This window comes from Halorubrum californiense DSM 19288, from assembly GCF_000336875.1.
GTDB classification, from domain to species: Archaea; Halobacteriota; Halobacteria; order Halobacteriales; family Haloferacaceae; genus Halorubrum; species Halorubrum californiense.
This window is the reverse complement of the sequence record NZ_AOJK01000059.1, coordinates 1-13,453: the sequence shown is the minus strand read 5'-3', so window position 1 is coordinate 13,453 and position 13,453 is coordinate 1. Positions and strand designations below refer to the sequence as shown.

Below are 13,453 nucleotides of genomic sequence, written 5' to 3'. Positions count from 1 at the left end.
ACCGAGTCAGTCGCTCCGCACCGCGAGCGGTCCGTCGCCGCGAGCGACCGCGCGCAGCCGTCGGCCGTGGACGTCGTCCGCCGCGATCCGCTCGCGGACGGCGGGCGGGATCCACGCGTCGCGCCCGTCGGGTTCGGGCGCCGGGTCGATGCCGGCGGGTCGGAACTCCTCGGGAAGGAACCGGGCGTACGTCGGGAGGCGTTCGCGGAGCGGCACGCCGCCGGCGTCCGCGACCGCTTCGAGCCCACGGAGGTCCGGCCACTCGTACGCCGGGTTGATGTAGTCGTCCGTCACCGGCGAGACGCCGCCGAGGTCGTCGATCCCGCAGTCGACGAGGTCCGCCGCCGGCGAGAGGTTCGGGGGCACCTGAACGGACACCTCCGGCGGAAGCGCCGCGCGGGCCATCGCGACGACCCGGCGCATCGTCGCGAGGTCCGGCTTCGGGAAGTCGGAGCGCTCGTTCGGGACGACGTTCTGTACGATCACCTCCTGGACGTGACCGTGTCGCTCGTGGAGTTCGCGGATCGCGAGCAGGCTCTCGGCGCGGTCGCGCCAGTCCTCACCGATACCGACCAGGATGCCGGTCGTGAACGGGACACCCTGCCGGCCCGCCGCCCGGATCGTGTTGAGCCGCTGACCGGGCGTCTTCCGTCGCCCGCCGCTGTGCGCGTCGACGTCGGCAGTCGTCTCCAGCATGACGCCCATCGACGCGTTCACCTCCCGGAGGCCGGCGAACTGCGATTCGGTCAGGTCGCCCGGGTTCGAGTGCGGGAGCAGCCCCTCCTCCAAGGCGATTTCGCAGGCCCGATAGAGGTACTCGTGGATCGAGTCGAACCCCCACTCTGCGAGCGTCTCGTGGACCTCGGTGTACCGGTCGTCCGGCTCGTCGCCGAAGGTGAACAGCGCCTCCGTACAGCCGGCGTCGGCGCCGACGCGGCACTGCTCGCGCACCTCCTCGGGCGAGAGAAGCGACGCCTCGCCGGGGACATCATAGTAGGTACAGTACGTACAGGTGTACCGGCACGCGGTGGTGAGCGGGATGAAGACGTTTCGCGCGAAGGTGAGCCGGTCGGCGGCGTCGACGTCGCTCGGGCGGACCGAGAGCAGTCGCTCGACCGCCAGCTCGTCGACCGCGACGTCAACGTCGTACTCGTCGGCCCCGGCGAACACGGCCGTCACTCGCGGTCGACGTTTAAAAAGAATCGCGGTTGCGGATCCCCCGATGAACCCGTATTTGGTTACGTCGGCGATCGAATAGCCGAGCGGTCGGTTTCGGCGCGCTCACTCTCGGACGACCGCCACGCGACCCTCGGACGCGTCGAGCGCGAAGCCGGCCTCCCGGAGCCACGCCGCCGCCCGCCCCTCGCCGTGGATCAGGACCTCCGCGAGGTCGGCGGGCTCGTCGACGTCGGTGCCGAGCCGCTGCGAGTCGACCGCGGCGAACGCCGCGCCGATTTCGCTCGCTATCTCGCGGTGGTCGAGGTAGGACGCGCCGTGGTAGTCCACGCGGAACTCCGGGTGCGAGGCGACGAACGCGTTCGTCCCGCCGCCGCGACCCGGCGCCATCGCGACGTCGGCGTTCTGGCCGGCCGCGAACAGGCGCTCCACTGCGGCCGGAGTGGCGAGCGCGAGGTCCGCCATCACGACGGCGACCGGTTCGGGGGTGTCGCCGTTCCCCGCCTCACCGCCCGCTCCCAACCGCGCGTCGAGCGCCGCGTTCACGGCCTCCGTCAGCGGGCGGTCGTCGACGGTGACCGGCCGGTCGACGTCGACCGCGTCGGTGGCGAGGACCCGGGGGTCGCCGCCCGCGGCGACGACGGCGTCGAGCACGTCGTCGAGCATCGCGCGCGAGAATCCGCGGCGCTCGTCGGGCGAAAGGACGCCCGAGAGTCGAGATTTCGGGCGGTCGGTCGAAAAGGGGACGATGACTTCCATCGCGAGCGACGGCGGGCCCTAAAACAGGGATTCCAGCTCGTCGCTGTCGTCGCTGACGAGTTCGTCGAGGTTCTCGTCGCTCTCCTCGCGGATCTCGTCGAGGTTGTCCTGCGCCTCGATGGCGACCTGCTGGAGCTCCTTGATCCGCGGGACGTTCGTGACGCCCGCGAGCAGGATGACGGTCGCGACGAAGCCGGCGCCGCGGTACGGGTAGTCCCCGCCGCGGACCTCCATCGATCCGGTCTGCTCTTCGAGCCACTTCCGGCCGCGCTCGATACCCTTCCGGTTGAGGTACTCCGGCGGGCCCGCGAGCACGAGCAGCGCGCGCTCCGCGCCCTCGATCTCACAGGGGAGCGTGAGCCGGCCGAGCGCCGCCTTGCGGACGAGGCTCGTGATCCGGTTCGTGGTGTGGGCGCTGTCGAGCTCCTCGTCGTCGCCGTCGTCGCGCAGCCGCGAGAGCAGTCCGCCGGAGGAGCGCTCCTCGACCTCCTCCTCGGCGTAGCCGACCGTGGAGACGCCGCCGCCCGAGAGCGTGTTGATGATCTCCGAGGAGTCGACGACGCTCTCGGCGACCTCTTGGCCCTGCTGGATCTCGCCGGCCCCGAAGAGGATGCCGAACCGCCGGACGATCTCCTCGTTGATCTCCTCGTAGCCGCCCTGCACGGACTCGCCCGTCTTCCGCCAGGCGTCGTTGTCGAACACCATCAGGTTGTCCACCTCGCGGACGAACGTCTGGAACGACCGGGCCGCGTTGAGGGTGTAGATCCCTCCTTCGTCGCTGCCCGGCAGGATGCCGAGCCCGTACACCGGCTCGGTGTAGATCCGCTTGAGGTGTTTCGCGAGCACCGGCGCGCCGCCGGAGCCCGTGCCGCCGCCGAGCCCGGCGACGACGAGGAACGCGTCGACCTCGTGGACCGGGATCGAGTCGATCGCGCCCTGGACCTCGTCGATGTCCTCCTCGGCGATCTCCGCGCCCAGTTCGTTGTCCGCGCCGACGCCGTGGCCCTTCACGCGCGACTGGCCGATGAGGACGCGCTGGTCCTCGGTGATGTGTTCGAGCCCCATGAGGTCCGCCTTCGCCGTGTTGACGGCTGCTGCGGCCCGAACGATCTCGGAGCCCGTCCGCTTATCATACTCCAAGAACTTGTCAACGACTTTGCCCCCCGCCTGTCCGAATCCGATCATTGCGAGTTTCATCGTGTGCTCCCTCCGCGTTTGAACTGAACAGAACGCGATCTCATATATAAGCCTTCGGTTGCCGTTACCAGCGTTGAGATTAGCACAGTTGACACGTCCGCGTTCCCGGTCATCGGATCCCGAGGTGTTCGCCGAGCGTCGTCAGCTCGGCCGGGTCGGCCCCGAACGCGCCGACGTCGTTGTCGGCGGTCGTGTTGTCGAACTTCAGCGAGCGGTACTGGTCCGCGCCCATCGGGAACCCGGGGACCGCCCCGAGGACCGAGAGGCCGATCTTCGCGAGCGGCATCGGCAGCGGGACGATGGTGACGCCCTTCTTCTCCGCCTCGTACACGAGGTCCGTCACCTGCCGGAGCGTGAGCACCTCCGGCCCGCCGACCTCGTAGGTCTCGCCAGCGTGTTCGTCGTCGGTCACGGCGGCGGCGATCATCGGGACGAGGTCCTCGACGTGGATGGGCTGGAACCGCGTCTTCCCGCCGCCCGGGAGGGGGTATAGCGGGACGCCCGGCGCGAACATCCCCTTCAGCCGCTTGGTGAACGAGACGAACTCCCCGCCGTCGCCGAAGACGACCGAGGGGCGGAAGATCGTCCAGTCGAGCTCGCTCTCGCGGACGATCCCCTCCGCCTCGCCCTTGGACCGGATGTAGGCGGTGTCGCCGTTCGGGTCCGCGCCGAGCGCGCTCAACTGGACGAACCCGTCGACGCCGCCGTCCTCGGCCGCGCGGACGAGGTTCTCGGTCCCGCCGCGGTGGATTCGGTCGTGCATGCGGTTACCGCCGTCCGGTTCGAACAGCGGCGAGAGCGCGACTAAGTTCACGACCGCGTCGTGGCCGTCGACGGCCGACGCGATGGAGTCGTAGTCGGTCACGTCGCCGCTGACGCCCGTCACGCCCTCCGGCGCCTCCTCGGGCGAGCGGGAGAGCGCGGTCACCGCGTGGCCGTCGTCGGCGAGCGCGCGACAGAGGTACGATCCGATGAAGCCGGTCCCCCCGGCTACCAACACTTTCATGCGAACTATGTCGCGTGGAAGCCCCGTAAACCTACCGCGGCGTCAGACGCACGTCCCGTCGGTCGGCGTCCCCCGGTCGCTCGGGATCACTCCTCCTCGGGAACCGGAACCGTCAGCACCGGCACGGGGGCCGTCCGGAGGGTGCGCTCGGCGACGCTCCCCAGCAGGTACCGCCCCACGCCGGTCCGGCCGTGCGTCCCCATCGCCACGAGGTCGGCGCCGGGGTCGTCGACGTACGCCCGGATCCCGCGCGCGGCCGAGGGGGCGGCCTCGACGGCGCCGACCGCCTCCAGCCCGGCGGCCTCGACGCGCTCGACGCCCTCGGCGACCGCGTCGTCGGCGTACTCCGAGAGTACGTCCACCTCGACGTGGTCGCCGATACCGATCCCGCCGGTGTCGACGACCGAGAGAACGTGGACCGTCGCGCCCGCCCGCTCCGCGATCGGAAGCGCGCGGTCGAGCGCGGCGGTCGCGGCCGGGCTCCCGTCGGTCGGAACGAGGATGTCCTCGTACGGGTACGGGACGGTCTCGTCTCCCGGCCGGAGCGCCAGCACCGGCACCGGCGACTCCCGGACGACGCGCTCCGTCGTGCTGCCGACGAGATGCTCGACGCCCTGCCGCCCCTTGGTCGACATCGCGACGAGGTCGGCGTCGACCTCTTCGGCGTAGGCGGCGACCGTCTCCGGGACGCCGCCCTGTCGGACCGCCGTCTCCGCGTCGACGCCCGCCTCGGCGGCGCGGGCGGCCGCCGCCTCGACGATGGACTCGCCCTCGCGCTCCAGCACGTCGACCACGTCGCCGCCGATCCGGGTCACGCTGTCGCGGGTCGTGTCCGCGACGTGGAGGAGGTGGACCGTCGCGCCGTGGTCGGCGGCGATCGCCAGCACGTGTTCGAAGGCCGCCGCTGCCGCGTCGCTGCCGTCGGTGGGGACGCAGATTCGGTCGAACATACAGGCGGGTCGCGGCCGCGGGTGAAAAACGCTCGCGTCGGTCGCGGCGTGGGGCGGTCCGGTTCCGCTGATGGGAGAACCCGGGCGGCGCGGCTCACGCCGCGTCGTCGGTCGAACCCGCACCGGCGTCCGCGCCGTCTCCGTCGGCGCCCGACTCGTCCGAGTCGTCGCGCCGCGTGACGCGTACCGTCGAGATGCGCGCTCTGTCGACCGCGGTGACCTCGAAGGCGTACGCCTCGGTCTCCGCGACGTCGCCCACCTCGGGAGAGCGCCCGATACGGTCGAGGACGAACCCGCCGAGCGTCTCGTAGCCGTCGCCGCTGAGGTCGGTACCGAGCGCGTCGTTGACGCCGTCGAGCGCGACCGACCCGTCGGCCTCGTGCGTCCGGTCGCCGGTCCGCCGGATGGTGTGGCGGCGGTCGACGACGTCGAACTCGTCGCGGAGGTCGCCGACGAGCGCCTCGGCGACGTCCTCGACGGTCGCGATCCCCTCGAAGGCGCCCCACTCGTCGATCACCGCCGCCATCTGCCGGCGCTCGTCGCGGAACTGGACGAGGAGGTCGCTGGCGCTCGTCGTCTCCGGGACGACGAGTATCTCCCGTGCCAGGTCGCTCGCGGTGGTGCCGTCGTCGCCCGCCTCGGTCGCGCGCAGCACGTCCTTCACGTCCACGAACCCGACGACGCGGTCGGCGTCGTCGTTCTCGACGACCGGATACCGCGTGTGGCCGGCGTCGAGGACCGTCTCGCGGATCGCCGCCAGCGACGCGTCCGCGGGCAGCGAGACGACGTCCGGACGGGGAACCATCAGCTCTCGGGCCGCGGTGTCATCGAGTTCGAAGACCCCCTCGATCATCGCGACCTCGGACTCGTCGACGTGGCCGGCCTCGCCGGCCCGCGCCAGCACGCGCCGGATCTCCCGCTCTTCGAGCGTCTCGTCGCTCTCGGAGGCGGGCGGGACGCCGATCAGGCTCGTGAAGGCGTTCGCGGTGCCGTTGAACACCGCGATGCCGGGCCTGAAGAGCAGGTACGAGAGCTTCATCGGCGGCGCGAGCAACAGCGATATGCGCTCCGCCTGCGCGATGGCGATGGTCTTCGGCGCCAGCTCGCCGAAGACGACGTGGAGGAAGGTGATGAACGAGAACCCGATCGCGAACGCGACGAGGTGGACCAGCCCCTCCGGCAGGAGCGGGCCGAGGACGGGTTCGATGAGCGCCGCGACGGCGGGCTCGCCGATCCATCCGAGCCCGAGCGACGCGAGCGTGATTCCGAGCTGGGTCGCCGCGAGGTAGTCGTCGAGGTTGGTCATCACCTCTTGGAGCGTGTCCGCGCCCGCTTTCCCCTCCTCGACGAGCTGCTCGACCGAGGTGGCCCGGATCCTGACGAACGCGAACTCCGAGGCGACGAAGAAGCCGTTCAGGGCGACCAACACGAGGGCGGCCGCCACCCGCGAGAGCGAGACGGCGACGGCTACCATCCGTCCCCTCGGCGCGCGTGAGCGGCTGACGAATCGACGACCATGGCCGTCGTTTGGGAAGGGGTCACTAAAAAGGGCGGGCGGAGCCGCGCTCGGACCGAGGGAGTCCCTGACGCCCGGGCCGGACCCGCGCCGTTTATTCCTCGCGGCGGCGGAACGCCACCATGCTGATCACGCTGGAGGGGCTCGACGGCAGCGGCAAGACGACGGTCTGGGAGGCGCTCCACGACGTGTACCCCGACGCGACGTTCACCAGCGAACCCACCGACAGCTGGTACGGGGAGGCGGTGGGACGCTCGATGGGCGACCCGGACGCCGACCCGCTCGCGGAGCTGTTCCTGTACACCGCCGACCACGCGAACCACCTCTCGGAGACGGTCCGGCCGGCGCTCGCCGACGACGGGCTGGTGATCTCCGACCGCTACTCGGACTCGCGGTTCGCCTATCAGGGGGCGACGCTCGCGCGGGCCGACGCCGGGATCCGGCGCCCGCTGGAGTACGTCCGGGGGATCCACGCCGCGTTCTCGCGCCCGCCGGACGCGACGATCTACCTCGATCTGGACCCCGAGACCGCGGCCGAGCGCGCCGGGCGAACGGACAAGTTCGAGCGCGACGGCTACCTCGCGGCCGTGGGCGACAACTACGAGCGCCTGATCGACGCGGACCCCGCTCGGTTCCACCGCGTCGACGCGACGCGCGCTCCGGAGGACGTGGTGGCGCGGGTCGAAGATATCGTGGCCGGGCTCGTCGACCGCTGACCGCCGCGGTCCGCCCGGAACTCGGGCCCGAGCCCGGACCGCGTCAGCGCGTGTCGGGCAGTTCGTACTCGTCGGGCGACGGGACGTAGAGGTAGTCTATCGCGACGCCGAGCGCCAGCGGGAGCGCGATCAAAAGCGCCAGCAGAATGGTCGAACTCCCGACGTCGATCCCGGTCCCGACGCCGAGCGCGCCGGTGAACACGAGCGTCGAGACGAGCAGCAGCAGGGGGGTCAACACGACCGTGTACACGACCGACCCCCACGAGGTCGAGAGCTGAATCCGGAAGAACCGGGTCGCCACCCCGGCGAGAAACGTGTGGAACGCGACGAGTGCGAGGAGGCTGCCGAACCCGAACAGCGCGAGCATGGTCGCCGTACGGGCCGCCGACACTTGCCCCTATCGGCCTCGGACCGGACCGCCCTTCAGACCGGCCCGTCGCTCAGCCCGGGCCGCCTCTCAGACCGGGCCGCCGCCGCCCTGCTGTCGCGCCGCGGAGAGCAGGTCGGAGACCGGGGGCGTGTACTCGTAGCCGGGGATCACGCCCTGGACGTACGTCCCCTCGACGAAGTCGATCAGCGCGCCCGCGTCGTCGACGCCGCGCCGCTCGTTGATATCCTCGAACGCGTACGTGACCGCTATCTCGTCGCCCCCGCGCTCGATCGCGGGGTCGAACTCCCGGTCCTTTCGCGTGACGCCGCCGACGTCGACCGCGCGGCGCTCGAACGTGTCGGCCCAGCCGTCCTCGACCACGTCGGCGACCTCGTCGGCGGTGACCGCCGAGAGGGTCGGCACGCGGACGGTGACGGCGAACCGGACTCGTCCTTCGACGGCCGACTCGGCGCGGACGCGCCCGTCGAACGCGGTCGTCGTCGAGACCCAGCCGTCGCCGTCGCGCTCGAAGGAGCCGTGGTCCGCGAACGCCCGCCGGACCCGGTCGGGGAGTTCGTCGGTCGGGTCGGGCTCGTCCCCGTCGGCGCGCTCGGCGTCGTCTTCGGTTTCGCTCATATCGACCCGGAGGCGACGCGGCCTGAAAAGCCGCTCGCGTCGCCCCCGGGACCGCTCTCTTCTCCGCGAGACGGTCGTCACCGATCTCCGCGAGAGAGCCGTCACCGATACGGGCATTCGGGGCCGGTACGTGGGACGCTTTTGTGCGTCGACCGTCGACACCGGGTATGGCAGACACGTTTCGGTCCACGGAGGGACTGATCGACGCGCTCGCGGACGCCGAGTTCGACCGGCCGCCGGCGCTCGTCAGCAACGCGCACATCACCGGCCTCGGCGTCGCCCGCGCGCTCGACGCCCACGACGTGCCCGTCATCGCGCTCGACCGCGCTGGCGGCGCGGGGGCGGGCGGCGCAGGCGGGGGAGACGCGGGGGCGGGGAACGCCGTCCCCCACGACGGGCTCGCGCCCCCGTCGGACGCGGTCGACTTCGCGGGGGCGGTGACGTACCCGCTCGACGACCTCGACGGGTTCCGCGAGGACGTGGAGGCGGTCGTCGACGCCGCGGGCACGGAGGCCGTCGCGTTCGGCTGTATGGACGAGTGGGCGCTCTCGTACGCCGAGGCCGACCCCGACGGCGTCCGGCTCCCCTTCGCCGGGAGCGACACGCTCGACGACGTGTTGAACAAGTCGGCGCTGTACGCGACCTGCGAGCGGCTCGGCGTACCCTACCCGGAGACGTACCGGCTGGCGGAGACCGCGGCGGCGGGGACGCGCGAGGCGGACGCGTCGGTCGACGAGGTCGCAGCGGAACTCGGCTTCCCGCTGGTGGTCAAGCCCGAACTCAAGCGCGACTTCGAGGAGGCGTTCGGCACCAACGTGATCGAGGTGGCCGACCGCGAGGAGTTCGCCGACGTCGTCGCGGCCGCGAGCGAGGAGGGGATCGCGGTGATGGCGCAGAAGCGCGTCGACATCGCGACGGGGAAGGACCACTCGCTGGCCTCCTACGTCCCCCCGTCCGGGCGCGACGACGCGCTCGCGGTCGTCGGCAACGCCGCGGTGCGGTACCCGCGCAACTTCGGTACGTCCTGTCTCGTGGAGACCGCGGACGAGCCGGCGATCGAGGAGCGCGCGCTCGCCGTCCTCGACGACGCGGGCTACCACGGGATCAGCGAGTCGGAGTTCGTCTACGACGAGGCCCGAGAGGAGTTCCTGCTGCTCGACGTCAACACCCGGCCGTGGAAGTGGATCTCGATGCCGGTCGCCGCGGGCGCGAACCTCCCGATGGCCGCCTACGCCGCGGTCACCGACGCGAGCTACGAGTCCGACGGCGTCGAGCCGACCCGGTGGGTGTACCTCCGCGACTACCTCTCGCTGCTCGCGGGCGACGACGCCTTCTGGGACCAGCTGTCGGCCGCCGACTGGCGGCGGCTCGTCTCCGGCGCGTTCGAGCGCGAGGGGGACCTGACGACGGGCGTCTACCGCCCCGCGGACCCGGGACCGGCGGCGAAGCTGTTCGAGACGGAGTTCGTCGACCGCGAGTACTACTGCTCCTGTTAGGCGACGGCGTTCCGAACGGGAGAGCTGGTCAGACCTGATCGCCGACCGAGTCGTCCCCGACGGGGGCTTCCCAGACGAGGATAGCGGCGGCCCCGACGACGAGGACGACCCCGGCGACGCCCAGCGCGAACAGGGGAGAAACGGCGTCGGACACGACGCCGCTCCCGAGCTGGAACGGCACGACCGCGAGGCCGCTGACCATCGCCATCGCGCTCAGGACGGTCGCGCGGCCGAGCGACTCGACCCGGTCGTTGACGTACTGGCCGGCGAACGACCGCGTGACGTCCGACACGCCCCGAATCAGGAGGAACGTCGGAACGGCGAGCACCGGGACGAAGTACATGCCGACCAGCGCGCCGCCGACGGCGAACGGGAGGACGAGGAACCACGTCCGCAGCCCGATCCGCTCCCGGATCGCTCCCGTGTAGTAGGTGAGCACCGCGCCGACGAGGCTGTACGCCGCGTAGAACCACCCCAGCAGGGATTCGACCTGGGGCTTCGGGACCCCGAGGTCGAGAACGACGGTCTCGAAGATCGGCTGGAGGAAGACGAACACGAGGTACGTGACCGCGGCGTACAGGACGTAGTAGTACAGCAGCAGCGACCGCAGCCGACGACGCGAGAGGACGTCCCGCACGATGCGGACCGTCCGTCGGAGGCTCAGGTCCTCCGAGGCGGTCTCCTCGTACGTCTCCGGCTCGTCGAGCGTGAGCAGCACCGGGACGCCGAGGCTCGTCACGCCCGCCGCGACGAACCACGGGTACGAGAGGTCGACGCTTCCGAGATAACCGCCCGAGACCGCCGCGACGGCCCCGACGGCCAACGCCGCCGACTCCCCGCGTCCCCGAACGCTGGCGAATTCGTCCTCGGAGAGGTCGTCGGTGAGGGTGTCGTAGAGCCACGCGTCCTCGCTTCCGGAGCGGAAGTTGTACCCCAGCGACCAGCAGACGTAGAGGCCGGCCAGCGGGAGGAACGAACTCGACAGCCCGATTCCGAGGAGCGTCACGGAGATGAGCGCGGTCCCGACGAGGAGGCTGTTGCGTCGCCCGACCCGGTCGCCGACGTAGCCGGTCGGGATCTCGCCGAACAGCGTCGTCAGGTTATACAGTGCCTCCAGAACGGCGATCTGTGTGAACGAGAGCCCCTGCGCCAGGAAGAAGAGGTACATGATCGGCCGGTAGAACTCGACCGCCTTCGTCGCCTTGTAGGCGTAGTACTTCAGGATCGGTCCGGAGAGCGACGCCCGAAAGCCGCCGCCAGTGCTACCGGCCATGCGTGTGGCGACCGACGGGGAGCCGAGGGGAGTATCCTGTTATTACGGGATCCCCCGATCGGCACATACACCGGATCGTCTGGCCGGTAGGGGGCCCGACCGACGCGGAACACAACGATTAGTGCGCCCCTCGACACAGTGCGCGTATGGACTTCTTCGAGACGCTCGCGGACCGGATCGACGCCGTCGACAGCGTCGTCTCGGTCGGACTCGACCCCGATCCGAGCCGGCTCCCCGAGACCGTGACCGACGCCGACCTCCCGCGGTGGGCGTTCAACCGCCGGATCATCGACGCGACCCACGAACACGCCGCCTGCTACAAGCCGAACGCCGCCTTCTACGAGGACCCCGACGGCTGGCGCGCGCTCCGCGAGACCGCGGCGTACGCGGAGGGGAAGGGCGTCCCCGTCCTGCTCGACGCGAAGCGCGGCGACATCGGCAACACCGCGCGGCGCTACGCCGAGGTGCTCGACCACGTCGACGCGATCACAGTGAACCCCTACCTCGGCCGCGACTCGCTCCAGCCGTTCCTCGACCGCGCGGACAAGGGCGTGTTCGCGCTCTGTCGCACCTCGAACCCGGGCGGCGCGGACCTCCAAGACCTCGAACTCGCCTCCGGCGAACCGCTCTACGAGCGCGTCGCCGCGCTCGCGGACGTGTGGAACGCGAACGGCAACGTCGGGCTCGTCGTGGGCGCGACGACGCCCGACGAGCTGGAGACGGTCCGCGAGATCGTTCCCGAGATCCCATTCCTCGTACCCGGCGTCGGCGCGCAGGGGGGCGACGCGGAGGCCGCGGTCGAACACGGGCTCGCCGAGCGCCCCGACCTCCCGGTCGACGTCGGGCTCGTGAACTCATCGCGCGGGATCATCTTCGCCGGCGAGGAGTCGAGCCGACCCGGCGACGAGGCGACGTACTTCGGCGCCGCCGGCGACGCGGCGAAGCGGCTCAAGAAGCGGCTGAACCGGCACCGGTAGCGGCGGCAGCGCGCCGCCGTCGAGCGGCAGCGGCGTTCCTCATCTGCGACCAGCGGCGCCCCTCATCCGCGGCCGGCGGCGCAGCCGGAGCAGGCGCGGGCCGTCTCGTCCCAGTGGTCGTCGCAGACGGCGCGGCCGCAGCGGTCGCAGGAGTGACTCGCGGTCGCCGCCTCGCAGACTTGGCAGAGTCCGGTGAGGCTCACGGCGGCGGATCGGGTCGCACGCCTTATGAGGATCGGGGGCGAGCCCCGGATATGCGCCAGTTCGTCGTCATCGGCCGCGACGTGCCCACCGACCCCGACGCGGTCTCGCTGTCGGACATCCCGGGGGCCGGGCGGCTCGACCTCTGCTGTCGGTGCGTGAGCGCGGGCGTCTTCCTCTCGCACGGCATCCGCGAGTCGGTTCGGATCCACCTCGTGATCGCCGACGAGTTCACCGTCACCTTCGATTCCGACACGCTCCGCCACCTCCACCCCGACGAGCGCAACGTCGCCGCGCGGGTCCGCGACGCGCTCGACGCCAAAGACGACGCCATCGGGCACATGCCCGCGGACGTCTCGCAGGGCGTCGAACTCCGCCGGATGGGCCTCGACGCGACGCTCGACCGGCTCGTCGGCGCGGACGGCCGCGGCCCGGACGGGACGCTGGTCCAGCTCCACGAGGAGGGCGACCCGCTCGTCGACGCCGAGCCCCCGGACCATCCGGTGTTCGTTCTCTCGGACCATCACGACTTCACGAGTGAGGAGGCGGCCGCCGTCGCCGACCGATCCGAACGCCGGCTACGCGTCGGCCCCGAACTGCTCCACGCTGACCACGCGATCACGGTGGTCCACAACTGGCTCGACACCGACGGGTACACCGCTTACTGACCGCAATTTCGATGTCGACTAATTCGTCCGACCGAGAGACGACGACCGCGCCCGACACCGATCCGCGCTTCGGGGTCCCCCTGCGCGGAATCGACGTCGACCCCGAGACGCGCTGCGCACACTGGGACGACCCCGTCGACGTGGTCGCGCTCCGGTTCGGCTGCTGTGAGACGTACTACCCCTGCGACGCCTGTCACGACGCGGCGACCGACCACGAGGCGGTCCCGTGGCCCCGCGAGCGCTTCGACGAGCCGGCGGTGCTGTGCGGCGGCTGCGGGACGACACTCACCGCGAGGGCGTACCTCGACTGTGACAGCGAGGCGCAAGGCGCCTCTGGCAGCCGGACGCAGTCCGGCGACGACACGTGCCCCGCGTGCGGTGCCGCGTTCAACCCCGGCTGTCGGAAGCACCGCGACCGGTACTTCGAGGTGGCGGGATCGGACGACGGAGACGGCGACGACGGATTATAATCGACGACGCAGTGCGGTGGCGCGCGCCTGCGAGCGGCCGCC

Annotated in this window: 15 protein-coding genes; 5 read left to right on the top strand and 10 right to left on the bottom strand. The window is 71.2% G+C overall.

All coding sequences use genetic code 11. The annotated features are described in order from the left end of the window. Positions 1 to 6 precede the first annotated feature (6 nt). From cofG to C463_RS11285, 6 genes are all read right to left on the bottom strand, one after another. A complete protein-coding gene (cofG, locus tag C463_RS11310; RefSeq protein WP_008443858.1) occupies positions 7 to 1,170 on the bottom strand; it encodes a 7,8-didemethyl-8-hydroxy-5-deazariboflavin synthase subunit CofG in 1,164 nt (387 codons plus the stop codon). Positions 1,171 to 1,281: 111 nt separating this feature from the next. Further along, the gene (gene cofC / locus C463_RS11305) at positions 1,282 to 1,935 is read right to left on the bottom strand and encodes a 2-phospho-L-lactate guanylyltransferase (RefSeq protein WP_008443857.1); all 654 of its coding nucleotides are present in this window, start codon (positions 1,933 to 1,935) and stop codon (positions 1,282 to 1,284) included. 18 nt (positions 1,936 to 1,953) lie between these two features. After that, positions 1,954 to 3,132, bottom strand: coding sequence for a tubulin/FtsZ family protein (locus C463_RS11300; protein ID WP_193365866.1), 1,179 nt, complete (start codon positions 3,130 to 3,132; stop codon positions 1,954 to 1,956). Between the two features lie 109 nt (positions 3,133 to 3,241). After that, the gene (locus C463_RS11295; RefSeq protein ID WP_008443855.1) at positions 3,242 to 4,138 is read right to left on the bottom strand and encodes a complex I NDUFA9 subunit family protein; all 897 of its coding nucleotides are present in this window, start codon (positions 4,136 to 4,138) and stop codon (positions 3,242 to 3,244) included. 86 nt (positions 4,139 to 4,224) lie between these two features. After that, positions 4,225 to 5,088, bottom strand: coding sequence for a universal stress protein (locus C463_RS11290; RefSeq protein WP_008443854.1), 864 nt, complete (start codon positions 5,086 to 5,088; stop codon positions 4,225 to 4,227). A gap of 94 nt (positions 5,089 to 5,182) precedes the next feature. Next, entirely contained in the window at positions 5,183 to 6,562 is a 1,380-nt protein-coding gene (locus C463_RS11285) for a hemolysin family protein (RefSeq protein WP_008443853.1), read from the bottom strand. Positions 6,563 to 6,726: 164 nt separating this feature from the next. On the opposite strand from C463_RS11285, the gene tmk reads away from it, so the two are divergent. Then, positions 6,727 to 7,320: a dTMP kinase gene (tmk, locus tag C463_RS11280; protein ID WP_008443851.1), complete on the top strand. Its 594-nt coding sequence runs from the start codon at positions 6,727 to 6,729 to the stop codon at positions 7,318 to 7,320. A 43-nt stretch (positions 7,321 to 7,363) separates the two neighbouring features. Here the strand turns inward: tmk and C463_RS11275 are convergent, their stop codons facing one another. Both C463_RS11275 and C463_RS11270 read right to left on the bottom strand, forming a co-directional pair. Next, a complete protein-coding gene (locus tag C463_RS11275; RefSeq protein WP_008443849.1) occupies positions 7,364 to 7,687 on the bottom strand; it encodes a hypothetical protein in 324 nt (107 codons plus the stop codon). A gap of 90 nt (positions 7,688 to 7,777) precedes the next feature. Further along, entirely contained in the window at positions 7,778 to 8,326 is a 549-nt protein-coding gene (locus tag C463_RS11270; RefSeq protein WP_008443848.1) for a DUF5813 family protein, read from the bottom strand. A 167-nt stretch (positions 8,327 to 8,493) separates the two neighbouring features. On the opposite strand from C463_RS11270, the gene C463_RS11265 reads away from it, so the two are divergent. Beyond that, on the top strand, positions 8,494 to 9,822 hold the full coding sequence (locus C463_RS11265) for a carboxylate--amine ligase (protein WP_008443847.1): 1,329 nt from the start codon (positions 8,494 to 8,496) through the stop codon (positions 9,820 to 9,822). A gap of 28 nt (positions 9,823 to 9,850) precedes the next feature. Here C463_RS11265 and C463_RS11260 read toward each other — a convergent pair whose 3' ends face one another. Further along, positions 9,851 to 11,095, bottom strand: coding sequence for an MFS transporter (locus C463_RS11260; RefSeq protein ID WP_008443846.1), 1,245 nt, complete (start codon positions 11,093 to 11,095; stop codon positions 9,851 to 9,853). A gap of 146 nt (positions 11,096 to 11,241) precedes the next feature. Here C463_RS11260 and pyrF point away from each other — a divergent pair, with 146 nt between their 5' ends. Next, positions 11,242 to 12,072 (top strand): orotidine-5'-phosphate decarboxylase, encoded by an 831-nt coding sequence (gene pyrF / locus C463_RS11255; protein WP_008443845.1) that lies wholly within the window; start codon positions 11,242 to 11,244, stop codon positions 12,070 to 12,072. A 62-nt stretch (positions 12,073 to 12,134) separates the two neighbouring features. On the opposite strand, the gene C463_RS19235 is transcribed toward pyrF, so the two are convergent. Further along, the gene (locus C463_RS19235) at positions 12,135 to 12,275 is read right to left on the bottom strand and encodes a hypothetical protein (protein ID WP_167539450.1); all 141 of its coding nucleotides are present in this window, start codon (positions 12,273 to 12,275) and stop codon (positions 12,135 to 12,137) included. A gap of 51 nt (positions 12,276 to 12,326) precedes the next feature. Between C463_RS19235 and trmY the strand changes: the two genes are divergently transcribed. Beyond that, positions 12,327 to 12,941 carry a tRNA (pseudouridine(54)-N(1))-methyltransferase TrmY gene (gene trmY, locus C463_RS11250; RefSeq protein ID WP_008443844.1) on the top strand — a complete coding sequence of 205 codons (615 nt, stop codon included), beginning with the start codon at positions 12,327 to 12,329 and terminating at the stop codon, positions 12,939 to 12,941. A gap of 11 nt (positions 12,942 to 12,952) precedes the next feature. After that, entirely contained in the window at positions 12,953 to 13,411 is a 459-nt protein-coding gene (locus tag C463_RS11245; protein ID WP_008443843.1) for a CHY zinc finger protein, read from the top strand. Positions 13,412 to 13,453 lie beyond the last annotated feature (42 nt).